This is a genomic window from Cellulomonas sp. Y8, from assembly GCF_008033115.1.
GTDB lineage: Bacteria > Actinomycetota > Actinomycetes > Actinomycetales > Cellulomonadaceae > Cellulomonas.
The window spans coordinates 3,438,331-3,462,419 of record NZ_CP041203.1 but is presented as its reverse complement, the minus strand read 5'-3'; the positions used below and the strand labels follow the sequence as shown (position 1 = coordinate 3,462,419).

The following is a 24,089-nucleotide window of genomic DNA, read 5'->3' as shown; positions in this document are numbered from 1 at the left end:
CCTCGGCAGCGGGCGGGTGGCGTCAGAGACGGGCGGCCGCCAGCACGACCAGCGCGAGGACGCCGAGCACGCCGGCCGCCAGCAGGGCGTCGGCGGCGCCCAGCGGGACCGGGCGCCAGACCGTGCGCGGCCCGGCGGCGAGCCCGCGCGACTCCAGCGCCAGCGCGACGCGCTCGGACCCGCGGATCGACGCGACCAGCAGCGCGAACGCCGACCGAGCCAGACCGCGCCAGCCCTCGCGCGGCCGGCCGTCCCGCCCGAGCGGGGCGCGGACCAGCTGCGCCGCCCGGATCGTCGCCCACTGCCGCGGCAGCCCCGCGAGCATCCGGTGGCCCGCCAGCAGCGCGTACGCGTACCGCGGGCTGAGCCTCGCGTGCCGGACCAGGCTCACCATCAGGTCCCGCGGCGGCGTGCTCGCGAGGAACGCGACGGTCGCGACCCCGATCACGCACCCGCGCAGGGCGAGCGCCGCGCCGACCACCAGACCCTCGTGCGTCACCCGGAACGGCCCGCCGGCGACCAGGACCGCCCCCGGCCGGCTCATCGCGTTGACCAGCAGCACCCCCGCGCCGAACGTCCAGAACGGCACCTGGGCGAGCAGCAGCCGCCGGCCGCCCACCCCGGCGCCCCACCTGGCCGACATGAGCCCGAGCAGGTACAGCGCGGCGAGCGCGGCCGGGTCCAGCAGGGCGAGGGTCGCGAGCGACACCGCGACGACGAGCAGCAGCTTGACGGTCGGGTTCCGGGCACCGAGCGCCGTCACGGGACCGGCACCTCCGTCGGGTCGGGCGCGCCGGCCGGGTCGGGCGCGCCGGCCGCGCGCAGGGCGCGGGCGTCCAGCGCGGCGAGCGCGTCGCGCAGCCGGTCCGCGTCGCCGACCACCTCCACGAGCCGTCGCAGGAGCCGCGACGGCCGCAGCCGCGCGGCGCCGAGGAGGCGCGGCTCCCGCAGGAGCGCGAGCGGGTCCACGTCCGCGACCAGCCCGCCGTCGGCGACGACCAGCACCCGGTCCGCGACCGACGCCACCGCCCGCAGGTCGTGGCAGGTGAGCAGCACGGCCCGCCCGGCGCGGGCCTGGTCCGCGAGCGCCCGCAGCACGGCCGTGGTGCCGTGCCGGTCGAGCCCGAACGTCGGTTCGTCCGCCAGCAGGACCGGGCGGTCGTGGACGAGCATCGCGGCCAGGCTCAGCCGGCGCTGCTCGCCGCCGGACAGCCGGTGCGGGTCCCGGTCGGCGAGCGCGGTGAGGCCGGACCGGGCGAGCGCGGCGGCCACCCGCGCGTCCGTGGCGGGGCCGGGCGGCAGCCCGACGGCGACCTCCGCCGCCACCGTGCGCCCCGCGAGCTGGTGCTCGGGGTTCTGCACGACCAGCCCGGGGCGCGCGCCCTCGACGACGCCCGCGAGCGGGGGCAGCACGCCCGCGAGGGTGGCGACGAGCGTGGACTTGCCCGAGCCGTTGGCCCCGACGACCGCCACGACCTCGCCGGCCCGCAGCCGGAGGTCCACGTCGCGGAGCACGGGCTCCGCGGCTGGCCGACGGCGGGCCGCTCGACCCGCGGGCCGCCGGCCGACCGCCAGCCCCCGGGCGGCCAGCAGCACCTCCCCCCGTCCGGCGGCCGGGGCGCGCGCCGGCGGCGCCTCCTCGGCCAGCCCCGGCAGCAGGTCGAACGCCCCCGGCTCCCCCACCGCGCCCCCGAGCGCCACCGCGAGCTCGACGTCCTCGGGCAGCCAGCAGCCGCGGGCGAGCAGCTCGTGCCCCGCCTCCCGCGCCACGTCGGCCGCGGGACCGTCGTGGGTGACCCGCCCGTCGGCGGACAGCACCACCCACCGACCGGGCAGGCCGGCCACGCCCGAGTCCCCCGCGAGCGCGTCCAGCCGGTGCTCGACCAGCACGCACGCCGCGCCCGTCGACGCCCGCGCCGCGGCCAGCGCCGCCCGCACCGCCTCGGCGCCGTCGGCGTCCAGCATGGACGTCGGCTCGTCGAGCAGCAGGAGCCGGGGGCGGGTCACCACCGCGGCCGCGAGCGCGACCCGCTGCAGCTCGCCGCCGGAGAGCGCGTCCGTGCGGCGGCCGGCCAGGTGCGCGGCGCCCGCGGCCCCGAGCGCCGCCGCCACCGCCGGCCCGATCGCGCCGGGCGGCGTCCCGAGGTTCTCCAGCGGGAAGGCGACCTCGTCCGCGACGTCCGCCAGGCAGACCCCGGTCTCGGGGTCCTGCGCGAGCACCCCGACCACGTCCGCGAGCGCCGCGACGCCGTGCTGCGCGACGGAGCGGCCCGCGACCACGACCCGTCCCGAGAGCCGCGCGGGCACCGCGTGCGGGACGGCGCCGTGCAGGCACCGCAGCAGCGTCGACTTGCCCGCGCCGGACGGGCCGAGCACGAGCACCTGCTCCCCCGGCGCCAGCCGCAGGTCGACGGGGCCGACGCCCGCGCCGCCGTCGAGCACCGCCTCGAGCCCGGCGACGTCGAGCACGGCTGCCGGACCCGCCGCCTGCTCAGCCACGCCGCGCCACGGGCTCGCGTCCGACGGCCGCCGCGCGCCCGATCGCGAACCCGTCCAGCACCCCGGTGCGGTGCAGGGCGTCGACGACCACCTTCGCCAGCAGCCCGCCGAGGACGACGCCCGACGCGGCCTGCAGCACGAACCGCAGGACGAGCACGTCCTGCCCGTACCAGCCGAACCGGAACGCCGACCACCCGAACACGAGCGTCGCGCCGAGCAGCCCCGAGACGGCGAACCGGGTCCAGCCGAACCGCCGGTACCGCCCGAGCGCGAACGGGATCTCGCTGCCGAGGCCCTGGAGCAGCGCGGCGACGACCAGCAGCGGCCCGACCGGCGACCCGAGGAACACCACCTCGACCACGGAGGCCAGCACCTCGGCGAGCACGCCGACGCCGGGCCGCCGGATGATCGCGACCGCGATCGGCGCCACCAGCAGCCAGCCGCCGAGCAGCACGTGCTGCGCGAGGTCGCCCGCGGGACCCATCAGCACCGCGAGCCCGTTCCACGCCTGGACCAGCGCCCAGTACAGGAACCCGAAGACCACCCCGAGGACGACCATGAGCACGATGCCCTTCAGCGCGAGCGGCTCGCGCAGCCGCCCGCCCGGGACGCGCTCAGCCACGGGACCGGGTCGGGCTGTTGAGCGAGAAGGTGACGTGGCTGGTGACGTGCTGGACGCTGCGGCCGACCCGCGCCCACGCGCCGACGACGGTCTCCACGAGCGCGCCCACGTCGCCCTCCAGCCGCGTGACGAAGTGCTCGGAGCCGCGGAAGGTCCCGTTCCCCCGCGCCAGCTCGATCGCCGCCTCGATGTCGCGCATGTGATCGGGCTCCACCCCGGCCCGGACGTCGTCCGCGAGCGGGTACAGCGCCCACTCGGCCGCGCCCGACCGGCCGGTGCGCCGGCCCGGCGGCAGCGCGACCGCGCGCGGGCCCGCACCTCCGGGCAGCGCGCACCGCACCTCGCCGGGGCAGCCGCGGGACAGGTGCAGCGTGACCGCCGCGTGCTCGCCGGTGGCGGCCACCGCGTCGACGAGGTCCGTGACGTACCGGAGCAGGTCCGCCTCGGCGCCGCCGACGTAGGTGCTCACGTCGCCGGTCTGCACGACCAGGCCGTCCGTGGCCACGGAGCCGAGCACGCCGAGGATCGTCTCGGCGTACCGGTCGGACATCACCGCGACGGTGACGCGGGCGCCGACCCCGAACCGGAGCGGGTCGGCCACCAGGTCGGCGGCCTCCGCGGGCCGGGCGGGCGTCGACGGCGGTGTCGGGATCATGCGTCCTCCTGTGCTGGTCGGATCAGCACGGGAGGACGGCGGACGGGTGCCCGGCATCCTGCGAGATGTCGCTCCCTGCGCTGGCATGATCCAGATCAGGTTCTACGGTCGGAGTTCGAGTACTCCCTCTCAGCCCGGCTCACCGGACTCCCGTGCTCACCCGCACGCTAGCAGCCCCGGGACGCCCGGGCGGCGTCCTAGGCTGACCCCGTGAGCAGGTCCAAGAACGCGCCGTCTGGGACGCCCGCGCTGGTCGCGCTGGCCGCCGCCGGGGTCCCGCACACGGCGCACGCGTACGACCACGACCCCCGCAGCACGGTCGGCTACGGCCTGGAGGCCGCCGAGGTGCTCGGCATCGACTCCGAGCAGGTCTACAAGACCCTGATGGCGTCGGTCGACGGGACGCTCACCGTCGCGGTGGTGCCCGTCGCGGGGAAGCTCGACCTCAAGGCGCTGGCCCACGCGGTCGGCGGCAAGAAGGCCGTGATGGCCGACCCCGCCGCGGCGGAGCGCGCCACGGGGTACGTGGTCGGCGGCATCTCCCCGCTCGGCCAGAAGACCGCGCACCCGACCGTCGTCGACGAGACCGTGCAGCTGTTCGACACGGTGTTCGTGTCGGGCGGCCGCCGGGGCCTCGACGTCGAGCTGGCCCCGGACGACCTGATCCGGCTCACCTCGGCCACGGTGGCGGACATCGCGCGCGGCTGACCGCCCGCGCGTCCGCCACCGGACCGCCGCTACCGCGCGCTCCGCGCCAGCGTCCGCACCCCCACGAGCAGCCCGAGGCCGGCGGTCAGCACCGCCGCCACCGCGCCCCACGCGACCGTCGAGGACGCCAGGTCCCCGGCGAACAGCGCGCGCTCGGCGTCCACGACGTACCGCAGCGGGTTCACGTCCGCCGCGGCCTGCATCCACTGCGGCCCCGTCTCCAGCGGCAGCAGCATCCCGGACAGGATGAGCAGCGGGAACAGCAGGGTCTGCTGCACGGCCCAGAACATCCAGTCCTGCTTCCGGACCGCGATCGCGAGCGCGTAGGACAGCGACCCGATCCCGACGCCGAACACCGCGAGCAGCACCAGCCCCAGCAGCGCGCCGGCCGGGCTGAACGAGAACCCGAACGGCAGCATCACCGCCACGACGACGACCGACTGCGCCACGATCGGCACCATCTCCTTCCAGGACCGGCCGACCAGCTGCGCCGACCGGGCCAGCGGGGTGACCAGCAGCCGCTCGTGGGCGCCGGTCTGCATCTCGAACAGCAGGTTCGCCCCGGTCGTCGACGTCCCGAACAGCGTCGTCATCACGAGGATCCCGGGCACGAACCAGGCCCAGACGTCCCCGCCGGGCAGCCCGTCGCCGACGGACCCGGCCAGCAGCGGCCCGAACAGGCCGAGGAACACGACGGGCTGGATCAGCCCGAACACGACGGAGAACGGGTCGCGCACGGTCGGCAGCAGCTCGCGGGTCATCACGAGCCAGGCGTCGCCCCACCAGGACCGGGTCGCCTCGCGCGCGGGCAGGGTCTCGGTGGGCAGGGTCGGAGCGGTCGTCGCGGTCATGCCGCCACCTCCACGGGGTCGGTCGAGCGCGCGGCCCCCTCCTCGCGGAGGCTGCGGCCGGTGAGGGTCAGGAAGACGTCGTCGAGCGTGGGCTGGTGGCCCTCGGCCCGGGCGACGGCGAGGCCGCGCGCGCCGGCGGCGGCGAGCACAGCGGGCAGCGCGGTGGGGGCGTCGGCGACGCGGGCGCGGACCTCGGCCCCGTCCACCTCGACGTCGCGGGCGCCGGGCGCCCGGGCGGCGACCTCCGCGAGCGCCGGCGCGTCCGCGGGGTCGGCGACCGCCAGCACCAGCCGGTCCCCCGCGAGCGTGTGCTTGAGCGCCGCGGCGGTGTCGTCCGCGATCACCCGGCCCTCGTCCACGACGACCACCCGCTCGGCCATCTGGTCGGCCTCGTCCAGGTAGTGCGTGGTGAGCACGACCGTCATCGCGTGCCGCTCCCGCAGCCGGAGGATGTGCTCCCACAGGTTGGCCCGGTTGTGCGGGTCGAGGCCCGTCGACGGCTCGTCCAGGAACAGCAGCCGGGGCGCGTGCACCAGGCCGAGCGCGACGTCGAGCCGGCGACGCTGCCCGCCGGACAGGTCGGACACCTTGCGGCGGGCGAGCGGCTCCAGGTCCAGCTGGTCCATGAGCTCGGCGGCCCGGCGGCGCGCGTCCCGGCGGTCCAGCCCGTAGATGGTGCCCTGCACGACGAGCTCGTCTGCCGCGCGCTGCGCGTGGCCCGCGCCGTTGCCCTGGCCGACGTAGCCGATCCGGCGGCGCACGGTGCCGGGCTCGCGGGCGACGTCCGCCCCCGCGACCTCGGCGGTGCCCGAGGTCGGTGCGATCAGCGTGGTGAGCATCCGGATGGTCGTGGTCTTGCCGGCCCCGTTCGGGCCCAGCACGGCGACGAGCTCCCCCGGCGCGATGTCGAGGTCCAGGCCGCGCACGGCGTGCACGGTCGGCCCCTTGCCCCCGGCGAAGTCCTTGGTCAGTCCCCTGGTGCGGATCATGGCGGGTTCCCCTCTGCTGGTCATGGCACCACCGTGGCGCGGGTAGCGGTCAGGTCCTGTCCGCTACCTGGAGCAGACTGTGCGGCATGACCGCGCTCCCCGACCTGGCCGACGCCCCGGCGACGCCGTCGTCGCGGCTGCTCGCCCTGCTGTCCCTGCTGCAGACCCGGCGCGACTGGCCGGGCGACGTGCTCGCGGGCCGCCTCGGCGTCAGCCCGCGGACGGTCCGCCGGGACGTCGACCGGCTGCGCGCCCTCGGCTACCCGGTGCACGCCACCAAGGGCCCCGACGGCGGGTACCGGCTCGCGGCCGGCACCGCGATGCCGCCGTTGACGCTCGACGACGAGCAGGTGGTCGCCCTCACCGTGGCCCTGCAGACCGCGACCACGGGCGTCGACGGGCTCGACGAGGCCGCGGCCCGCGCGCTGGCCACCCTGCGCCAGGTGCTGCCCGCGCGGCTGCGGGCCCGGGTCGAAGGGCTCGACCTCACCGCCGTGCGCCGGCCGCCCGACCCCGCTGAGGAGCACGTGGACACCGAGCGGCTGACGGCGGTCGGCGCCGCCATCCGGGCGCGGGAGGTGCTGCGGTTCGACTACGCGGCGCCCGCGGCCGACGGGAGCGGGACCCGCGACGCCCCCGACGGACCGCCGCGCCGGGTCGAGCCGCACCACCTGGCCACCCGCGGCCGCCGCTGGTACCTCGTCGCCTGGGACCTGGACCGCCGCGACTGGCGCACGTTCCGGGTCGACCGGCTGCACCCGCGCACCCCGACCGGGCCGCGGTTCGAGCGGCGGGACCTGCCCGCCCCCGACGTGGCGGCGTACCTGCAGCAGCAGTTCGCCGGCGTGACCCAGCCGTGCCGCGGCGAGGCGGTGCTCGACGCGCCGGCGTCGCTGGTGGCGCGCTGGGCGGGGCCCGCGGACGTGGTCGAGCCGCTCGACGCCGAGCGGTGCCGGGTCGTCGCCGGGTCGTGGTCCTGGGTCGGGCTGGCGGCGTGGCTGGGGATGTTCGACGTGCCCCTGCGCGTCGTCGGGCCGCCGGAGCTGCGGACGGCGGCGCGGGAGCTCGCGGGGCGGTACGCGGCGGGGGCGGACGCGCCGGCGTCTGGCGAGCCGGCGCCGGACCCGGCCTGACCGCCGGTCGCCCGCCGTCGGCCGGCCCACGAGCGATTAGGGTCGGGCACATGACGACCGGGGCGACCGAGCTGGCGGAGCGGCTGGCGCGCGTCCGGTCCCGGATCGCGGCCGCCGAGTCCGCGGCGGGTCGCCCCGCCGGCTCCGTCCGGCTGCTGCTCGCCACCAAGACCCAGGACGCCGCCACCGTGCGCGCCGCCGTCCTCGCAGACATCGCCGGCGCCGCCACCACCGCAGGCGCGGCCCGCCGGGTGCTGCTCGGCGAGAACCGGGTGCAGGAGCTCGTCGCCAAGGGGCCGGAGCTCACCGACCTCGCGCCCGAGCTGCACCTCATCGGCCCGCTGCAGTCCAACAAGGTGAACGCCGCCCTGCGCTGGGCCACCTGCGTGCAGAGCGTCGACTCGGCGGCCCTGGCCGACCGGCTCGCGCGCCGGTGCGCCGACGACGACCGGACGCTGGACGTGCTGGTGCAGGTCAACGTCTCCGGCGAGCCGACCAAGCACGGTGCCGCGCCGCAGGACGCGCTCGACGTCGTCCGGGCCGTCGCCGGGCACGACCGTCTGCGGCTGCGCGGCTTCATGACCGTCGGCGCGAACACCCCCGACGAGCGGGCCGTGCGCGCCGGGTACGCCGCGCTGCGCGACCTGCGGGACAAGGTCGCGGGCAGCGGGGAGGCCGGCACCGGCGACGCCCTGGAGCTCTCCATGGGGATGAGCCGCGACCTGGAGGCCGCGGTGGCCGAGGGCGCGACGATCGTCCGGGTGGGGACGGCCGTGTTCGGGGCCCGTCCGGCCCCCGTGGCACCCACGGGCCCGGACGCGTGAGCGCCCCCGCCGACCGCCGGTTCCCCCGGCGCGTCTACGCCCGCGGCACCGAGCCTGACGGCCGGTTCTCGCTCGCCAACGAGCGCACGTTCCTCGCCTGGGTCCGCACGGCGCTCGCCCTGCTGGCGGGCGGCGTCGCCCTGGAGGCCCTGGACCTGCCCGTCGAGCCGCACCTGCGCCTCGCCGCGGCGGTGCTGCTGATCCTCCTCGGGATCGCGGCCCCGGCGCAGGCCTGGTTCGGCTGGGCGCGGGCGGAGCGCGCGCTGCGTGAGCGGCAGCCGCTGCCCGCGCCGGCGTTCAGCGGCCCGCTCGCGGCGGGCGTGGCGCTGGCCGGGGTGCTGGTGCTCGTCGGGCTGCTGCTGCGGTGAGCGCCGGCACCCCGGCGCACGCCGCCCCGCCCGGAGCGCAGCCGGAGCGCACGGCGCTGGCCTGGCGGCGCACCTCGCTCTCGGTCGCGGTCGGCTCCCTGGTCGCCGGCCGGGTGCTCGAGCCGTGGGCCGGGCCCGCCGTGTGGGTCCTCGTGGTGCTCGGCCTGCTCGGCGCCCTCGCGCTCGACCGCGCCGGCGCGCACCGGGCCGCCTCCTGGGCGGGGGTCGTCGACGACGCGCACCCCGACCGCGGGCCCGGCGCCCCGGCCCCCGACGGCGCCCGCACGCCGGGCGGCGGGGCGCTCGGCGCGACGGCGCTGGCCGCGGCCCTGCTCGGCGTGGTCGCGCTGGTCGCGGTGCTGCGGCACGCCGCGGGCTGACGCGCCGGGCAGGCGCCGGGCTCAGTGCCCGTACGCCACGAACGCCCGGTCGGTCGGCACGATCTCCTTGCCGAGCGGGACCAGCGACACCGGGATCATCTTGAGGTTCGCGATCGCCAGCGGGATCCCGACGATCGTCACGGCCTGCGCGAGCGCCGTGGTGAGGTGCCCGAGGACCAGCCACCAGCCGGCGACGAGGATCCAGACGACGTTGCCGATCGTCGACATGGCGCCGGCGGTCGGCCGGTCCACGATCGTGCGGCCGAAGGGCCACAGCGCGTAGGACGCCATGCGGAACGACGCGATGCCGAACGGGATGGTCACGATCAGCACGCAGCAGATGATCCCGGCCAGGACGTAGCCGAGCGCGAGCCAGATGCCGCCGAACAGCAGCCAGATGATGTTGAGGAGCGCCTTCACCCGTCCAGCGTGGCAGGCCGCGACCCGCCCGCGCATCCGGGGTTCCCCCGACCCGACCCTGGTCCTGCGGCGGCCCGGGCCCGGATCGGGCCGGGCGCGTCACGGCACGCGCGCGGTCCACTCCGGGTTGCCGAACTTCTCCTCGACGAGCTGCTGCGCCCGCTCCAGCTCCTCGGGACGCAGGTCGCCGTCGACCGTCCGGTACCGCGACCGGAAGTGCGCGACGAACGCGTCGATGACCTGCTCGCGCGGCAGCCCCGTCTGGGACCGCACCGGGTCGACGCGCTTGTTCGCGCTGGTCGTGCCCTTGTCGGACAGCTTCTCGCGGCCGATCCGCAGCACCTCGAGCATCTTGTCGGCGTCGATGTCGTAGCCATCGTCATGTGGTGCAGGACGGCCCCGCCGGCCAGGCGCTTCTGCGCGGAGCCCGCGATCTTGCCCGCCGGGGACGCGATGTCGTTCAGCCCGGAGAACGTCGCGGTGACGCCCACGTCGGCGAGGGCGCCGATCACCCAGTCGTCGAGGAACCGGTAGGACTGCTCGAACGACAGGCCGTCGACCAGCGACGCCGGCACCACGAGCGAGAACGTGATGCAGTTGCCGGCCTCCATGAACATGGCCCCGCCGCCGGAGATCCGCCGGACGACGGTCACCTCGTGCTTGGCCACGCCCTCGGGGTCGACCTCGTTGCGCAGCGACTGGAACGAGCCGATGAACACGGCGCGCTCGTCCCACTCCCAGAACCGCAGCGTCGGACCGCGCCGGCCGGCCGCGAGCTCCTCGGTCAGCACCTGGTCCAGCGCCCCCAGCACGGCGGGCGGCAGCGGGCCGGGGTGGATCAGCTCGAACGTGTGGTCCTGCCAGGACGTCGCGTGGCCGAGGGCGCGCCGCACGGCGATCGCCACGGCCTCGGGCGTGAACCCGACCATCTGCACCGGGGCGTCGAACCGGCCGTCGGCCTCGGCGCGGCGCAGGCCGTCCTCGATCGCCGTCGTCAGGTCGGCGACCCGCGCGTCGGCGGGCCGGCCGCGCAGGGACTCGTCGATGACCGCCAGGGCGGCGTCGGGCTCGAGGAAGAAGTCGCCGCTGACGCTCACCTCGGTGAGCGCCCCGCCTGCCACCTCCACGTCCGCTGCCACGAGCTTGCCGCCGGGGACCTTGTACTCGCCACGCACGGTCCCGATCCTAGGCCCCTGACCGGCGTGGTCGCCGGTGGACGGAGGTCCCGGCCCCACGCCGGGCACCGAGCGCCCGCCACAGGGCCGCCCACTGCTCCGGGCGCAGGTCCCGCGGCAGCGCGCGCGGCGGCACCCCCGCGTCCGCCAGCGCCCGCCGGGCCGTCGCGCCCGGGACCCGCGCCGCCCGCGCCAGCACCTGGTCGAGCCCCCGGCCCGCGCCGGTGAACACGGCCCCCACGAAGCGCTGGTAGCCGTCGCGCTCGCCCGGGTCGACCAGCGGGCGGTCGCGCCGGGCGACGGTCAGCAGCCCGCCGTCGACCGAGGGCCGCGGCCGGAACGCGTCGGCGGGTACCCGGCCGTGCAGCGCGACCTCGAACCACGGGTCGGTCTGCGCCGTGAGCAGCGTCCGCCCGCCGACCCCGGCGCGCTTGCGGGCCACCTCCCACTGGGTCAGCAGCACCGCGTGCCGCCACCGGCCGTGGTGCAGCAGCCGGCGCAGCAGCGGCGTCGTCAGGTGGAACGGGATGTTGCCGACCACCACCGGCCGGTCGAGCGGCACCCGCAGGGCGTCCGCGCACAGCACGGTGGCGCCGGGCGCGCGGGCGCGGAGCCGGTCGGCCCGGCGCGGGTCGACCTCGACCGCGAGCACGTCGCGGCCGAGGCCGGCGAGCGGCCGGGTCAGCGCGCCGTCGCCGGCGCCGATCTCGAGGACGGGCCCGTCGGTCGCGCCGGCCAGGCGCACGACGGCGTCGACGGTCGGACGGTGGTGCAGGAAGTTCTGGCCGAGCTCGTGCCGGCCGCCGTGGGGGTGTCGCACGGGAGGTGCTCCAGTCGCAGGCAGGACGGAGCACCCGGAGGGGCGGAAGCGAAGGTTCGGCCCGGCTCCGGGTGCTCAGGGCATCCGGAGGTGGCGACCGGTGTGACGTCCGGCCGCGCTCAGGCGGACCGGGGGCGTGCGACGGCCGCGGCGGCCGTGCTGCTCAGCGTTCCCATGCGGGCGACGGTACGGCGCGCCCGGGCGGGGGCGCACGGTGTTTTCAGCGGTAGACGCCCGCGCGGGGCCCCATCCGCAGCACGTGCACCTGCCGGCTCTCCTCGTCCACCCGGACGATCACGCGGAACCCGATGCCGACGTAGCCGCTCCGCTCGCCGGCGAGCCGACCGGTCAGCGGCTTGGTGAACCGCTGGGGATTCTCCGCGAGCCGCTCCCGGCAGAACCGCAGCACGGCGTCCGCCAGCTTCGGAGGCAGCCGGTCGACCGCGCGGACGGCCGGCGGGGCGAACCGGACCTCGTACACGGACTCAGCGTCGCCGGGCCAGCCGCGCCTCGACCTCGTCGAGACCCAGCGTCTCGCCCGCCGCGACCGCGGCGTCGGCCTCGGCCATCTCGGCGGCGTGGTCGCGGTCGGACAGCCACGCGAGCGTCTCGAGCAGCGTGTCCATGTCGTCGGCCGAGACCAGCACGCCCGCCGGCTTCCCGTGCCGCGTGATCGTCACGGGCTCGTGCGAGGACTGCACCTCGTCCAGCACGGCGGAGAGGTTGGTCTTCGCCTCGTTCAGGGGAAGCATCCGCATAGGGAGGAGTCTAGTCGGAAGTATGACCATTTCGGCAGCAGCGACGGCACCCATGGCGAGGACCCTAGGGCGCCCCTCGCAGCACTCACCGCACCGGCCGCGGGCCGCTGGGCGGTGGCCCCGGCGTCAGTCCGCCGCGGAGGTGTAGTACGTCGCCGCCATGTCCTCGTCGGTGCGGCCCTGCGCCGCGGCGCGGTCGAGGCGGGCCGAGAACGCCTCGGCGCCGTCCAGGTGCAGCCCGCGCTCGCGCGCCGCCGCCACGATCAGGCGCGCGTCCTTGCCGGACGTGCCCACGGCGAACGCCGCCGGGCTGAGCCGGTCCTCGCGGATCAGGTCGGCCTTGACCCGGAGGAACGGGGTGTCGAGCGGGCCGCCGTCGAGCACCTCGAAGAACCGGTCCGGCTCCACGCCCAGCGCCTCGGCGAGCGCCAGCACCTCCCCCGCGGCGTTGGCCACGGTGATGACCCAGCTGTTCACGACGAGCTTGAGCCGGGTCGCGGACCCCGCCGCGGCGTCCTCGCCGGTCCACACGGTCCGCGCGCCGACCGCGTCGAGCACCGGGGCCACGACGTCCCGCGCGGCGGGCGGCCCGGCCGCGATCACGACCAGCTTCCCCGCCTCGGCGGGCTGCCGGGTGCCCGACACCGGCGCCTCGACGAACGTGACGCCGAGCTCGTCGGCGAGGGCCGCGAGCGCCGGGGTGTCGTCGACGCCGACCGTCGTGGACTGCAGCCACACCGCGCCCGGACGCAGGCCCGGCGCGGCCTGCCGGACCACCTCGGCCACCGCGGCGCCGTCGTGCAGCATCGTCAGCACGACGTCCGCGCCGTCGACGGCCTCGGCGGGCGTGCCCGCGACGACGGCGCCGTCCGCGGCCAGCGGCTCGGCCCTCGCCGCGCTCCGGTTCCACACCCGGACGGTGTGCCCCGCCCGCAGCAGGTTGCGCGCCATCGCCGCGCCCATGATCCCGGTGCCCAGCACCGCCACCGTCCGTGCGTCGCTCATGGGGCCATCCTCGCCCCGGCCGGGGCCGCGGCCCAGCCGAGCGCGACGGGGCGGCGCCGAGCGCACCCCTTGGGTCAGCCCAGGCCGGCCAGCGCGCGCTCGGCGCTGCTCCGGGCGACGCCCGCGAGCGTGGCCGGGTCCGCGGGCTCGGCCGCCGGGTCCACGCCCGAGGCCGTCGTCGTCACGAGCGCGTTGCCGGCGAGGGCGGTCACCTCGACCTCGGGGCTGGTCGCGCCCTCGGCCGTCAGGGTCAGGGCGCGCACGACGGTCGGCACGGTGCCGCGGTCGGTCGTCGGCGGGTCCGCGGTCCACGCGCCGCCGTCCGTCCCGGGGTTGGTCTGCTGGTAGGCGTCGCAGTCCTCGAGCGTGCCGACCAGCGCGTCGAACGCCTCCTGCGCGGCCGCGTCGTCGGCGAGCACCAGGACGGACTGGATGACGGTCACCGCGTCGTCGCTGGCGAACCGGCGCAGGAACACGTCGGGCTCCCGCTCGGTGGTCGTGACCGCGGGCGTGCACGCGGACGGGTCGACCGTCGAGCGCTCGGGCAGGCCCCACTGCGCCTCCGGCGCGTCCGCGAGCGACTGGCCCGCGGCCATCGGCACCGCCTCGGCGAGCTCGGCGTCCGTGAGGAACAGCGCGGGGGCGGAGTCGGCGTCGAACGCGCCGGTGCCGGACGCGGCTCCGGACGTCGCCGTCGCCGACGGCTCCGCGGTCGACGTCGGGGAGGCCGACGCCGTCGCGTCCGGGGCCGCCGCACCCGGCTCGGGCGCCGGCGCCCAGGGCCGCCAGGCCAGCAGCACGCCCGCGGCGAGCGCCAGGACCAAGGTCAGCAGCCAGGGCCAGGCCCGGTCACGCGGGAGCCGGGTCTTCGCGGGCGGCTCCCCCGGCGGGCGTCCGGCGGGCCCGGGCCGGTCGGCGGGTGCGGGCGGGCGCGCGGGCTCCGTCATCGGGTTCTCCCTGGGCCGGGGGCGCTGTCCCGCGCCACGCTATTGCGGGCCGCCGCCCGGCGCGAGGGGGCGGCGTGCTGCGGCGACGAGGCGGGTGACCTGCGCGGCCATGGCGGCGAGGTGCGCGGCGGTCGTCTCGGGGTCGAGCGCCTCGGCGAGCGGGAGCGGCCGCGGGTGCACGGGCAGCACCGCGTCGAACGGGCCGGCGGGGTCGTCGGGGTCGAGCTCGACCGCACCCGCGAGCGCCACGACCACCGCCCCCGCTGCACGCCCGAGCGCCGCCACGCCCGCCGGGGTCTTGCCGCGCGCCGTCTGCGCGTCGAGCCGGCCCTCCCCGGTCAGCACGAGGTCCGCACCGGCGACCGCGTCCGCCAGCCCGACGGCCCGCGCCACGTGCCCGAACCCGGGCTCCCGCTCCGCGCCGAGCGCCAGCAGCGCCGCGCCCAGCCCGCCCGCGGCCCCGGCGCCCGGCCGGTCCGCGACGGGGTGCCCGTGCGCCGCGAGCGCCGCGCCCCACGCGGTGAGCCGGCCGTCCAGGTGCGCCACCTGCTCCGGCGTCGCGCCCTTCTGCGGCCCGAACACGTGCGCCGCGCCGTCGGGGCCGTGCAGCGGGCTGTCGACGTCGGTGAGCACGACCAGGTCGACCCCGCCGAGGTCCGGCAGCGCGTCGAGCGTGCCGAAGTCCCACAGGGGGTTGGTGCCGGGCGCCCCGAGCGGCGCCCCGTCGCGGTCGTGGGCCGACGCCCCCAGCGCGATCAGCAGCCCCAGCCCGCCGTCGGTGCAGGCCGTGCCGCCGAGCGCGGCGACCACCCGGCGCGCGCCGTGGTCGACCGCGTGCCGGACCAGCAGGCCCAGCCCCGCCGAGCCCGCGCGCGGGGGCAGGTCGGGGCCGAGGTCGACCTGGGCGAGACCGACGCACGAGGCCGCCTCGACGACCGCGGTCGGTCCGGGCGCCTCGTCCAGCAGTGCGTACACGGCGTCCACCGGCCGCCCGACCGCGTCCACGACCCGCGCGACCACCCGGCGCCCGGGTCGCGCGGCGAGCAGCGCGTCGACGGTCCCCTCGCCCCCGTCGGCGACCGGCAGGACCCGCACCGCCCCACCGGGATCCGCGGCACGCACCCCGGCGGCGACCGCCTCCCCGGCCTCGGTGCTGGAGAGGCACCCCTTGAACGCGTCCACCGCGACGACGACCCTCACGGACACCACCATGCCCGCCACCCCCGCCGAGATGGCAACTCTCGGCTGTCCTGCGGCGTCTGCGCACAGCCGAGAGGTGCCATCTCGGCGAGACACCGTCCCGGTCAGCGCGGCGTGATGCCCCGGTTCCGCAGGCCCCAGATCGCCGAGTCCGTCAGCGCCTCCCAGGACGCCTCGATCAGGTTCGGCCCCACGCCCACGGTGCTCCACGCGGTCTGGCCGTCGCTCGTCTCGATGAGCACCCGGGTCACCGCGTCGGTGCCGTGCATCGCGTCCAGGATGCGCACCTTGAAGTCGATCAGCTCGAAGGCCGCCAGCTCGGGGTACACCCGCTGGAGCGCGAGCCGCAGCGCGTGGTCCAGGGCGTTGACCGGGCCGTTGCCCTCGCCGGTGGCGACGATCCGCTCGCCGCCGGCGTGCAGCTTCACGGTGGCCTCGGCCGTGGCCGGCGTGCCCCGGGAGCCCGCGCGCTCGATGATCGTCCGCCAGGACTCGACCCGGAAGTACGCCGGGCGGGAGCCGTCGACCTCCTCGGCGAGCAGCAGCTCGAACGACGCGTCGGCGGCGTCGTAGGTGTAGCCCTGCGCCTCGGCGTCCTTGACCCGGTTGGTCACGCGGGTGAGCACCTCGTCCTGCCCGGCCAGGTCGAAGCCGAGCTCGCGGCCCTTGAGCTCGATCGACGCGCGGCCGGCCATCTCGGACACCAGCATCCGCATGTCGTTGCCGACGGCCTGCGGGTCGATGTGCTGGTAGAGGTCGGGGTCGACGCGGATCGCGGAGGCGTGCAGCCCGGCCTTGTGCGCGAACGCGCTCGCGCCGACGTACGGCTGGCGGGCGAACGGCGCGATGTTCGTGATCTCGCTGATCTGGTGCGCGATCCGGGTCATCTCGGCGAGCCCGCCCGGGCGGTCGGCCGGCGGGACCAGCACGCTGCGGCCGGTCTTCAGCTCGAGGTTGGCGACGGTCGCCAGCAGGTCGGCGTTGCCGGTGCGCTCGCCGTAGCCGTTGACGGTGCCCTGCAGGTGCACGGCGCCGGCCTCGACCGCCGCGAGCGAGTTCGCGACCGCGCAGCCCGAGTCGTTGTGCGCGTGCACGCCGAGCCGGGTCAGGGCGTCGGCGGTGCCGAGCGCGGCGCGCAGGTCGCGGACCACCTCGGTCACCTGGAACGGCAGCATCCCGCCGTTGGTGTCGCAGAGCACGACGGTCTCCGCGCCGGCCTCGACGGCCGCGAGCACGACGTCGCGCGCGTACGCCGGGTCGAACCGGAAGCCGTCGAAGAAGTGCTCGGCGTCGACGACGACCCGGCGACCCTCCTGCACGAGCAGCCGCACGGAGTCGGCGACCATCGCCAGGTTCTCGGCACCCGTGGTGCGCAGCGCGCGCTCCACGTGCCGGGAGTCCGACTTGGCGACGAGCGTGACCACCGGCGCCTCGGAGTCGAGCAGCGCCCGCAGCTGGGGGTCGTCCCACGCGCGCACGCCCGGCTTGCGGGTCGCGCCGAACGCGGCGAGCACCGCGTGCCGGAGGTCGAGCTCCTTGGCGGCCCGGGCGAAGAACTCGGTGTCCTTGGGGATCGCACCGGGCCAGCCGCCCTCGATGTAGCCCACACCCAGGTCGTCGAGCAGCGGCGCGATGGCCAGCTTGTCGGCGACCGAGAGGTTCATGCCCTCCTGCTGGGCGCCGTCGCGCAGCGTGGTGTCGTACACGTCGAACGCCGCGGGCCCGCCGGTGGCGGGGTGGGCCGCGCCGCCGCGGGGCAGGGTGGCGGGGGCGTCGGGGGCGGTGGGCTCGGTCACGGGAAGTGCTTCTCTCGGCGAGGGGACGAGGCGAGCTGCCGGGGTGCGGGCCGGGTCGGCGCGCGGGTCGAGCAACAAAAAGACCCCCCGGGTTCGGGAGGTCGGCGCGTCCGCGGGGGTGGGGCGGACGCGCTAGGCGATGACGATCGGGAGGGCCATGGGCTCATCGTGGCACACGTCACGCCCGGCGTCAGCCCCGTCCACCTCGCGGGACGGGGCCGACGCGCGGTCGTCAGACCAGGCGGTGCATCCAGCCGTGCGGGTCGGCCGCGCGGCCGTACTGGATGTCCGTCAGCCGCTGGCGGATGCTCTGCATGACCGGGCCGGCCTCGCCGTCGCCCACGGTGACGTCGAAGTCGCCGCCCGCGAGCCGGCCGATCGGGGTCACGACCGCGGCGGTGCCGCAGGCGAACACCTCGGCGACGCTGCCGTCGCGCAGCCCGTCGAGCAGCTCGGCCAGCGGGATGTCCCGCTCGGTGACCTCGCGGCCGTCCTCGGTGAGCAGCTGCAGGATCGAGGAGCGGGTGACGCCCTCGAGGATCGAGCCGGTGAGCCGCGGGGTGGACACCGAGCCGTCGGCGCCGACGACGAACACGTTCATGCCGCCGAGCTCCTCGAGCAGCGTGCCGGTCGCGGCGTCCAGGAAGCACACCTGCTCGCAGCCGCGGGCGTAGGCCTCCTGCTGCGGGAGCAGGCTCGCGGCGTAGTTGCCGCCGCACTTGGCGGCGCCGGTGCCCCCGGCCGCGGCGCGGGAGTAGTCCTCGGACACCCAGATCGACACCGGCTTCACGCCGCCGGCGAAGTACGAGCCGACCGGCGACGCGATCACGAGGTACTCGGCCTGCATCGACGGCCGCACGCCCAGGAACGCCTCGGACGCGTACATGAACGGCCGCAGGTAGAGGCTGGTCTCCTCCCCCGACGGGACCCAGGCCTCGTCGGTCCGGACCAGGGCGGTCACCGACGCGAGGAAGTCCTCGGTCGACAGCTCCGGCAGCGCGAGCCGCCGGGCGGAGCGCTGCAGCCGCTCGGCGTTGGCCTGCGGGCGGAACGTCCACACGGAGCCGTCGGCGTGCCGGTACGCCTTGAGGCCCTCGAAGATCTCCTGGGCGTAGTGCAGCACCGCGGTGGCGGGGTCGAGCAGCAGCGGGCCGTACTTCTCGACCCGGCGGTCGTGCCAGCCGAGGCCCTGCGTCCAGGAGACGCGGGCCATGTGGTCGGTGAACACGGTGCCGAACTTCGGCGTGGCGAGCAGCGACTCCCGCTCGGCGTCGGGCGTCGGGGTGTCGGTGGGACGGACCTCGAAGGTGGAACCGAGGTCCGTCGTGTCGGAGATGCTCATGTGTCTGCGGCCTTTCACCAGGAGTCTGATCTGACGGTACCTGGGCGACGGCCGGGGTGGGACGGGCGCGGGACGCAGCGCTGCGCCCCGAGCGGGCGGCGACTAGCCGGCGATGCGCGCGGCGAGGTCCTTGCCCACCTCGGCCGTCGACCGTACTCGGCCCCCGCGCTCCGCGACGTCCGCCGCGACGGCGGCCTCGACGCGGGCCGCGGCCTCGCGCTCGCCCAGGTGCTCGAGCAGCAGCGCGACGGACAGCACCGTCGCGGTGGGGTCGGCCTTGCCCTGCCCGGCGATGTCCGGGGCGGAGCCGTGCACCGGCTCGAACATGCTCGGGGCGGTGCGGTCCGGGTTGATGTTGGCGGACGCGGCCAGGCCGATGCCGCCGACGATCGCGCCCGCGAGGTCGGTGAGGATGTCGCCGAACAGGTTGTCCGTGACGATCACGTCGAACCGGGCCGGGTCGGTGACCAGGAAGATCGTCGCCGCGTCCACGTGCAGGTAGTCGACCGTCACGTCCGGGAACTCGGCGTTCACGGCCTCGACGGTGCGCCGCCACAGGTGGCCGGCGTGCACGAGGACGTTGTGCTTGTGCACGAGCGTGAGCTTCTTGCGCGGGCGGGCGGCAGCGCGGGCGAACGCGTCGCGCACCACCCGCTCGACGCCGAACGCGGTGTTGACGCTGACCTCGTTGGCGATCTCGTGCGGGGTGCCCACGCGGATCGCGCCGCCGTTGCCGACGTACGGGCCCTCGGTGCCCTCGCGGACGACCACGAAGTCGACGTCGCCCGGGTCCGCCAGCGGCGAGGCCACGCCCGGGTACAGCCTGGCGGGGCGCAGGTTCACGTAGTGGTCCAGGGCGAACCGCAGCTTGAGCAGCAGGCCCCGCTCGAGCACGCCGGACGGCACGCTGGGGTCGCCGATCGCGCCGAGCAGGATCGCGTCGTGCGAGCGGATCGCCTCGAGGTCCGCGTCGGTCAGCGTCTCGCCGGTCGCGTGCCAACGGCGCGCGCCCAGGTCGAAGTCGGTCGTGGTGACCGTGCTGCCCGAGCCGGACAGGGCCGCCTCCAGGGCGAGGAGACCCTGCTCCACGACCTCGGTGCCGATGCCGTCACCCGCGACGACGGCCAGGTTGATGCGCTGCGCCATGCCCTCCACCCTAGTGAGTCGTCTTACGAACCGGGACGACCGTCTCAGGCCTCGGACGGGACGGTGGACGGGCCCCGGTCGCCGGGACGCGGGAACAGCAGCTCGAACCGCTCGACGACGACCGGCGTCGCGTCGGTGAGCTCCGCGCCCAGCGCCGCCAGCACCGGACCCCAGGACTCCTCGCGCTCCACCCGCCAGGAGGCGAGCGTCCCGTCGCCCTCCCCCTCGGCCGCCGCGACGTCCTCGTCGACCTCGCCGAACGGCACCGTCTCCACCCGCGTGGTGCGGATCAGCGCGCCCGGCCGGCCGGCCGCGTCGGTCACGATCGACAGGTCCCCCTTGACCGGCAGCGGCTCGTCGGCGTGCTCGAACTCCGGCAGGGCGGTCGACGTGGCGGTCTTGGTGCCGTCGAGCACCAGCGCGAGGGCCGCGTCCGCGAGGGCGGGATCGTCCCCGAACGCCCAGGACGGCGGCACCAGCGACCCCGCGATCCCCGGCCCGGTCACGGCGGCGACGCGCATCACCCCGGCCCGGACCCGGGCGACCTCCCAGAACCGGAGGACCTCGTCGGGGTGCGTGCTGTCGGCGGCGGGCGTGGCGGCGTCGTCGGTCATGCCCCGATCCTCCCCCAGATACGGCGAGTGGAGCGTCCTGCCGGGACACGCCGTGCGTGTCGGGCAGAACGCTCCACTCGGTGCCACTCGTGTCGAGGACGCGCGCGGGTCAGCGCGCGGCGGAACCCTCGACGTAGTCCGTGTCGGACGGCTTCACCCAGGCGAACAGCTTGCGCAGCTCGCGGCCCACGGGCTCGATCGGGTGGTTCTGGCCCTTCTCGCGGAGCTCCTTGAACTCCGGCGCGCCCGCGTCCTGGTCCGTGATGAACCGCTCGGCGAAGGCGCCGTTCTGGATGTCCGCGAGGACGGCCTTCATGTTCTCCTTCACGTCGGGCGTGATGACCCGCGGGCCGGAGACGTAGTCGCCGTACTCGGCCGTGTCGGAGACCGACCAGCGCTGCTTGGTGATGCCGCCCTCGAAGATGAGGTCGACGATCAGCTTCAGCTCGTGCAGCACCTCGAAGTACGCGACCTCGGGCTGGTAGCCGGCCTCGGTCAGGGTCTCGAAGCCGTACTGGATCAGCTGGGACACGCCGCCGCAGAGGACGGCCTGCTCGCCGAACAGGTCGGTCTCGGTCTCCTCGGTGAAGGTGGTCTTGATGCCGGCGGCGCGCAGGCCGCCGATGCCCTTGGCGTAGGACAGCGCGAGGTCCCAGGCGGAGCCCGACGCGTCCTGCTCGACGGCGACGATCACCGGCACGCCGCGGCCGTCGACGTACTCGCGGCGCACGAGGTGGCCCGGGCCCTTGGGGGCGACCATGACGATGTCGTGGCCGGCCTCGGGCTTGATGTAGCCGAACCGGATGTTGAAGCCGTGGCCGAAGACGAGCGCGGCGCCCTCGGTCAGGTTCGGGGCGATCTCGTCGCGGTAGATGTGCCGCTGCACCTGGTCCGGCGCGAGGATGACGACGACGTCGGCACCCTGGACGGCCTCGGCCACCGTGGCGACCTTGAGGCCCTCGTTCTCCGCCTTGGCGCGGGAGGCCGAGCCCTCGCGCAGGCCGACGGTCACGTCGACGCCCGAGTCGCGCAGGTTCAGCGCGTGCGCGTGCCCCTGGCTGCCGTAGCCGATGACGGCGACCTTCTTGCTCTGGATGATCGACAGGTCGGCGTCGTCGTCGTAGAACAGCTCAGCCACGATGGTTCTCCTTGTGTGTGCGGGGTCGTGCGGACGGACGGATCAGGCGGACCGGCTGACGCGCTCGAGCGCGCGGTCCGTGATGGAGCGGGGCCCGCGGCCGATGGCCACGATGCCGGACTGGACGATCTCGCGGACGCCGAACGGCTCGAGCGCCGCGAGCAGCGCCGTGAGCTTGCCCGGGCTGCCGGTCGCCTCGATGGTCACGGTGTCCGGCACGACGTCGACGACGTGCGCCCGGAACAGCTCGACCACCTCGAGCACCTGGGTGCGGACCGGGCCCTCGGCGCGGACCTTCACCAGCAGCAGCTCGCGCTGCACGGAGGCGGCGTCCTCGAGCTCGACGATCTTGATCACGTTGATCAGCTTGTTCAGCTGCTTGGTGACCTGCTCGAGCGGCAGGGCGTCGACGTCGACCACGACGGTGATCCGGGAGATCTCGTCGTGCTCGGTCGGGCCCACCGCGAGGGAGTGGATGTTGAACGACCGGCGGGCGAACAGGCCCGCGACGCGGGTCAGCACGCCGGGCTTGTTCTCCACGAGGACGGAGAGGGTGTGACGGCTCATGTTCTCTTCCTCAGTCCTCGCGGTCCCACGCCGGGGAGATGCCCCGGGCGTACTGGATGTCGTCGTTGCTCACGCCGGCGGCGACCATCGGCCACACCATCGAGTCGCGCGACACCGTGAAGTCCACGACGACGGGCTGGTCGTCGATCTCCATCGCGCGCTTGATCGTGGCGTCCACGTCGGCGGTGGTCTCGCAGCGCAGGCCGACCGCGCCGTAGGCGTCGGCGAGCTTCACGAAGTCGGGGACGTGGATGGTGCCGTGGCCGGTGTGCAGGTCGGTGTTCGAGTACCGGGACTCGTAGAACAGCGTCTGCCACTGCCGGACCATGCCCAGCGAGGAGTTGTTGATCACCGCGACCTTGATCGGGATCTCGTTGATCGTGCAGGTGGCGAGCTCCTGGTTGGTCATCTGGAAGCAGCCGTCGCCGTCGATCGCCCAGACCGTGCGGTCAGGGGCGCCGACCTTCGCGCCCATCGCGGCAGGCACCGAGAAGCCCATCGTCCCGAGGCCGCCGGAGTTCAGCCAGGAGTTCGGCCGCTGGTACTTGATGAACTGCGCGGCCCACATCTGGTGCTGGCCCACGCCGGACACGAAGATCGACTCCGGGCCGGACAGCTCGCCGATCCGGGAGATGACGTGCTGCGGCGCCAGGTGGCCGTCGGTCGGCTCGTCGTAGCCCAGCGGGAAGGTCTCGCGCCAGGAGTCGATCTGCTGCCACCAGGCCTCGAGGTCCGGCTTGCCGTGCTGCACCTGCTCGCGGGCGAGCTCCGGCAGCAGGTCCGCGATGACCTCGCGCAGGTCGCCGACGATCGGCACGTCCGCCGCGCGGTTCTTGCCGATCTCCGCGGGGTCGATGTCGGCGTGCACGATCGTCGCGTTCGGGGCGAACGACGACAGCTTGCCGGTCACCCGGTCGTCGAACCGCGCGCCGAGCGCCACGACCAGGTCGGCCTTCTGCAGCGCGGCGACCGCGGCCACCGTGCCGTGCATGCCGGGCATGCCGAGGTGCTGCGGGTGGGTGTCGGGCAGCGCGCCGCGGGCCATCAGCGTGGTCACCACGGCGGCGCCGGACTCGTCGACCAGGCGGCGCAGCTCGGCGGACGCGCCGGAGCGGATCACGCCGCCGCCGACCATCAGCACCGGGCGGCGGGCCGTCGCCAGCAGCCGGGCGGCCTCGCGGATCTGCTTGCCGTGCGGCTTGGTCACCGGGTGGTAGCCCGGCAGGTCCAGCTGCTGCGGCCAGGTGAACGTGGTGTCGGTCTGCATCGCCGACTTGGCGATGTCCACGAGCACCGGGCCCGGGCGGCCGGTCGACGCGATGTGGAACGCCTCGGCGATCGTCCGCGGGATGTCGTCCGGGTCGGTCACCAGGAAGTTGTGCTTGGTGATCGGCAGCGTGATGCCGACGATGTCGGCCTCCTGGAACGCGTCCGTGCCGATCAGCGACGCGCCGACCTGGCCGGTGATCGCGACCAGCGGGATCGAGTCCATGTTCGCGTCGGCGATCGGGGTCACCAGGTTGGTCGCGCCCGGGCCCGAGGTCGCCATCGTGACACCGACCTTGCCGGTGGCCTGGGCGTAGCCGGTCGCCGCGTGGCCGCCGCCCTGCTCGTGCCGCACGAGGATGTGCCGGAGCCGGGTGGAGTCCATCAGCGGGTCGTACGTCGGCAGGATCGCGCCGCCGGGGATGCCGAAGACGACCTCGGCGCCGGCCTCCTCGAGCGAGCGGACGATCGACTTCGCGCCGGTGACCTGCTCGGTGACGACGGGGCGCGGCTGCGCGGCGGGTGCGGCGAGACGCGCCGGCTCGCGCGCCTCGGTGGCGCCGGCGGGCGCTGCGGCCGCGGCCGCCCTGCGGGGCGGTGCCGGGTGGGGGCCCTGGACCATCGGTGTCTCCTGCGTCTGTGCGGGTGGAGCGGGTGCTGCTGCGGCCGGGGCCGCGTGGGTGCCGCGCGATGCCTCGCCGGCACGAAAAAACCCCTCGGGCCCGGGGAGCCGGGTCGGTCGAGGGGTGCGCGCGGGCGATGCCTTCCGTGCGTGGCGTCAGCCGGCGCGCTCGGGAAGTACTACGAGGAGGAGGTTCGTCCGCATGGCACGTGACACTACGCCGCGCGTCGTGCGGTGTCACGCC

25 protein-coding genes, 1 pseudogene and 1 riboswitch are annotated in these 24,089 nt (G+C 76.0%); of the genes and pseudogenes, 5 read left to right on the top strand and 21 right to left on the bottom strand.

Annotated features, from left to right (window positions below):
- Positions 1–22: 22 nt before the first annotated feature.
- Genes FKM96_RS15685 through FKM96_RS15670 form a run of 4 tightly spaced genes read right to left on the bottom strand, consistent with a single transcriptional unit; the run spans position 23 to position 3,776 of the window.
- Complete coding sequence (locus tag FKM96_RS15685) at positions 23–763, bottom strand: energy-coupling factor transporter transmembrane protein EcfT (RefSeq protein WP_147796021.1); 741 nt, start codon at positions 761–763, stop codon at positions 23–25.
- Positions 760–2,499, bottom strand: a complete 1,740-nt coding sequence (locus FKM96_RS15680; RefSeq protein WP_147796020.1) for an ABC transporter ATP-binding protein — start codon at positions 2,497–2,499, stop codon at positions 760–762. Before FKM96_RS15680 ends, FKM96_RS15685 begins: the two co-directional genes overlap by 4 nt.
- Positions 2,492–3,121 (bottom strand): ECF transporter S component, encoded by a 630-nt coding sequence (locus tag FKM96_RS15675; protein WP_246855017.1) that lies wholly within the window; start codon positions 3,119–3,121, stop codon positions 2,492–2,494. The genes FKM96_RS15680 and FKM96_RS15675 overlap by 8 nt, the downstream gene beginning before the upstream one ends.
- Entirely contained in the window at positions 3,114–3,776 is a 663-nt protein-coding gene (locus FKM96_RS15670) for a YkoF family thiamine/hydroxymethylpyrimidine-binding protein (RefSeq protein ID WP_147796019.1), read from the bottom strand. Before FKM96_RS15670 ends, FKM96_RS15675 begins: the two co-directional genes overlap by 8 nt.
- Before the next feature lie 55 nt (positions 3,777–3,831).
- Positions 3,832–3,940, bottom strand: a riboswitch (TPP riboswitch).
- Positions 3,941–3,986: 46 nt separating this feature from the next.
- On the opposite strand from FKM96_RS15670, the gene ybaK reads away from it, so the two are divergent.
- Positions 3,987–4,484 carry a Cys-tRNA(Pro) deacylase gene (gene ybaK / locus FKM96_RS15665; protein WP_147796018.1) on the top strand — a complete coding sequence of 166 codons (498 nt, stop codon included), beginning with the start codon at positions 3,987–3,989 and terminating at the stop codon, positions 4,482–4,484.
- 29 nt (positions 4,485–4,513) lie between these two features.
- Here ybaK and FKM96_RS15660 read toward each other — a convergent pair whose 3' ends face one another.
- Both FKM96_RS15660 and FKM96_RS15655 read right to left on the bottom strand, forming a co-directional pair.
- The gene (locus FKM96_RS15660; protein WP_147796017.1) at positions 4,514–5,335 is read right to left on the bottom strand and encodes an ABC transporter permease; all 822 of its coding nucleotides are present in this window, start codon (positions 5,333–5,335) and stop codon (positions 4,514–4,516) included.
- A complete protein-coding gene (locus FKM96_RS15655) occupies positions 5,332–6,324 on the bottom strand; it encodes an ABC transporter ATP-binding protein (RefSeq protein WP_147797166.1) in 993 nt (330 codons plus the stop codon). Before FKM96_RS15655 ends, FKM96_RS15660 begins: the two co-directional genes overlap by 4 nt.
- Before the next feature lie 86 nt (positions 6,325–6,410).
- Here FKM96_RS15655 and FKM96_RS15650 point away from each other — a divergent pair, with 86 nt between their 5' ends.
- Genes FKM96_RS15650 through FKM96_RS15635 form a run of 4 tightly spaced genes read left to right on the top strand, consistent with a single transcriptional unit; the run spans position 6,411 to position 9,029 of the window.
- Positions 6,411–7,457, top strand: a complete 1,047-nt coding sequence (locus tag FKM96_RS15650; RefSeq protein ID WP_210417286.1) for a YafY family protein — start codon at positions 6,411–6,413, stop codon at positions 7,455–7,457.
- A gap of 50 nt (positions 7,458–7,507) precedes the next feature.
- The gene (locus FKM96_RS15645) at positions 7,508–8,281 is read left to right on the top strand and encodes a YggS family pyridoxal phosphate-dependent enzyme (RefSeq protein WP_147796016.1); all 774 of its coding nucleotides are present in this window, start codon (positions 7,508–7,510) and stop codon (positions 8,279–8,281) included.
- On the top strand, positions 8,278–8,649 hold the full coding sequence (locus FKM96_RS15640; protein ID WP_147796015.1) for a YidH family protein: 372 nt from the start codon (positions 8,278–8,280) through the stop codon (positions 8,647–8,649). Before FKM96_RS15645 ends, FKM96_RS15640 begins: the two co-directional genes overlap by 4 nt.
- Positions 8,646–9,029, top strand: coding sequence for a DUF202 domain-containing protein (locus FKM96_RS15635; protein WP_147796014.1), 384 nt, complete (start codon positions 8,646–8,648; stop codon positions 9,027–9,029). Before FKM96_RS15640 ends, FKM96_RS15635 begins: the two co-directional genes overlap by 4 nt.
- A 21-nt stretch (positions 9,030–9,050) precedes the next feature.
- Here FKM96_RS15635 and FKM96_RS15630 read toward each other — a convergent pair whose 3' ends face one another.
- The 15 genes and pseudogenes from FKM96_RS15630 to FKM96_RS15560 form a co-directional block, all read right to left on the bottom strand.
- Positions 9,051–9,449 (bottom strand): YccF domain-containing protein, encoded by a 399-nt coding sequence (locus FKM96_RS15630; RefSeq protein WP_147796013.1) that lies wholly within the window; start codon positions 9,447–9,449, stop codon positions 9,051–9,053.
- Positions 9,450–9,548: 99 nt separating this feature from the next.
- Positions 9,549–10,624: pseudogene (locus FKM96_RS15625) on the bottom strand (biotin/lipoate A/B protein ligase family protein).
- A gap of 10 nt (positions 10,625–10,634) precedes the next feature.
- A complete protein-coding gene (erm, locus tag FKM96_RS15620; protein ID WP_147796012.1) occupies positions 10,635–11,444 on the bottom strand; it encodes a 23S ribosomal RNA methyltransferase Erm in 810 nt (269 codons plus the stop codon).
- A gap of 220 nt (positions 11,445–11,664) precedes the next feature.
- Positions 11,665–11,925: a type II toxin-antitoxin system RelE/ParE family toxin gene (locus FKM96_RS15615; RefSeq protein ID WP_147796011.1), complete on the bottom strand. Its 261-nt coding sequence runs from the start codon at positions 11,923–11,925 to the stop codon at positions 11,665–11,667.
- A 4-nt stretch (positions 11,926–11,929) separates the two neighbouring features.
- On the bottom strand, positions 11,930–12,202 hold the full coding sequence (locus FKM96_RS15610; RefSeq protein ID WP_147796010.1) for a type II toxin-antitoxin system Phd/YefM family antitoxin: 273 nt from the start codon (positions 12,200–12,202) through the stop codon (positions 11,930–11,932).
- Positions 12,203–12,328: 126 nt separating this feature from the next.
- Positions 12,329–13,207, bottom strand: coding sequence for an NAD(P)-dependent oxidoreductase (locus FKM96_RS15605; RefSeq protein ID WP_147796009.1), 879 nt, complete (start codon positions 13,205–13,207; stop codon positions 12,329–12,331).
- A gap of 74 nt (positions 13,208–13,281) precedes the next feature.
- Positions 13,282–14,154, bottom strand: a complete 873-nt coding sequence (locus tag FKM96_RS15600) for a sensor domain-containing protein (RefSeq protein ID WP_147796008.1) — start codon at positions 14,152–14,154, stop codon at positions 13,282–13,284.
- Between the two features lie 39 nt (positions 14,155–14,193).
- Complete coding sequence (locus FKM96_RS15595; protein ID WP_147796007.1) at positions 14,194–15,354, bottom strand: glycerate kinase; 1,161 nt, start codon at positions 15,352–15,354, stop codon at positions 14,194–14,196.
- A 104-nt stretch (positions 15,355–15,458) separates the two neighbouring features.
- Positions 15,459–17,114, bottom strand: a complete 1,656-nt coding sequence (gene cimA, locus FKM96_RS15590; RefSeq protein WP_147797164.1) for a citramalate synthase — start codon at positions 17,112–17,114, stop codon at positions 15,459–15,461.
- 268 nt (positions 17,115–17,382) lie between these two features.
- Positions 17,383–18,492: a branched-chain amino acid aminotransferase gene (locus FKM96_RS15585; protein ID WP_147796006.1), complete on the bottom strand. Its 1,110-nt coding sequence runs from the start codon at positions 18,490–18,492 to the stop codon at positions 17,383–17,385.
- Between the two features lie 102 nt (positions 18,493–18,594).
- A complete protein-coding gene (locus tag FKM96_RS15580) occupies positions 18,595–19,638 on the bottom strand; it encodes a 3-isopropylmalate dehydrogenase (RefSeq protein ID WP_147796005.1) in 1,044 nt (347 codons plus the stop codon).
- Positions 19,639–19,682: 44 nt separating this feature from the next.
- Positions 19,683–20,252 carry an ASCH domain-containing protein gene (locus tag FKM96_RS15575; protein ID WP_147796004.1) on the bottom strand — a complete coding sequence of 190 codons (570 nt, stop codon included), beginning with the start codon at positions 20,250–20,252 and terminating at the stop codon, positions 19,683–19,685.
- Positions 20,253–20,361: 109 nt separating this feature from the next.
- The gene (ilvC, locus tag FKM96_RS15570; protein WP_147796003.1) at positions 20,362–21,390 is read right to left on the bottom strand and encodes a ketol-acid reductoisomerase; all 1,029 of its coding nucleotides are present in this window, start codon (positions 21,388–21,390) and stop codon (positions 20,362–20,364) included.
- A gap of 42 nt (positions 21,391–21,432) precedes the next feature.
- Positions 21,433–21,957 (bottom strand): acetolactate synthase small subunit, encoded by a 525-nt coding sequence (ilvN, locus tag FKM96_RS15565; protein ID WP_147796002.1) that lies wholly within the window; start codon positions 21,955–21,957, stop codon positions 21,433–21,435.
- A 10-nt stretch (positions 21,958–21,967) separates the two neighbouring features.
- Complete coding sequence (locus tag FKM96_RS15560; RefSeq protein ID WP_147796001.1) at positions 21,968–23,845, bottom strand: acetolactate synthase large subunit; 1,878 nt, start codon at positions 23,843–23,845, stop codon at positions 21,968–21,970.
- Positions 23,846–24,089: the final 244 nt, after the last annotated feature.

Excerpts from the sequence above, each read along its gene's own strand:
- FKM96_RS15670 (WP_147796019.1), bottom strand. The coding sequence starts at position 3,776 with ATGATCCCGACACCGCCGTCGACGCCCGCCCGGCCCGCGGAGGCCGCC.
- FKM96_RS15660 (WP_147796017.1), bottom strand. The coding sequence starts at position 5,335 with ATGACCGCGACGACCGCTCCGACCCTGCCCACCGAGACCCTGCCCGCG.
- FKM96_RS15655 (WP_147797166.1), bottom strand. The coding sequence starts at position 6,324 with ATGATCCGCACCAGGGGACTGACCAAGGACTTCGCCGGGGGCAAGGGG.
- FKM96_RS15650 (WP_210417286.1), top strand. The coding sequence starts at position 6,411 with ATGACCGCGCTCCCCGACCTGGCCGACGCCCCGGCGACGCCGTCGTCG.
- FKM96_RS15645 (WP_147796016.1), top strand. The coding sequence starts at position 7,508 with ATGACGACCGGGGCGACCGAGCTGGCGGAGCGGCTGGCGCGCGTCCGG.
- FKM96_RS15610 (WP_147796010.1), bottom strand. The coding sequence starts at position 12,202 with ATGCGGATGCTTCCCCTGAACGAGGCGAAGACCAACCTCTCCGCCGTG.
- FKM96_RS15605 (WP_147796009.1), bottom strand. The coding sequence starts at position 13,207 with ATGAGCGACGCACGGACGGTGGCGGTGCTGGGCACCGGGATCATGGGC.
- FKM96_RS15600 (WP_147796008.1), bottom strand. The coding sequence starts at position 14,154 with ATGACGGAGCCCGCGCGCCCGCCCGCACCCGCCGACCGGCCCGGGCCC.
- FKM96_RS15585 (WP_147796006.1), bottom strand. The coding sequence starts at position 18,492 with ATGAGCATCTCCGACACGACGGACCTCGGTTCCACCTTCGAGGTCCGT.
- FKM96_RS15580 (WP_147796005.1), bottom strand. The coding sequence starts at position 19,638 with ATGGCGCAGCGCATCAACCTGGCCGTCGTCGCGGGTGACGGCATCGGC.
- FKM96_RS15575 (WP_147796004.1), bottom strand. The coding sequence starts at position 20,252 with ATGACCGACGACGCCGCCACGCCCGCCGCCGACAGCACGCACCCCGAC.
- ilvN (WP_147796002.1), bottom strand. The coding sequence starts at position 21,957 with ATGAGCCGTCACACCCTCTCCGTCCTCGTGGAGAACAAGCCCGGCGTG.
- FKM96_RS15560 (WP_147796001.1), bottom strand. The coding sequence starts at position 23,845 with ATGGTCCAGGGCCCCCACCCGGCACCGCCCCGCAGGGCGGCCGCGGCC.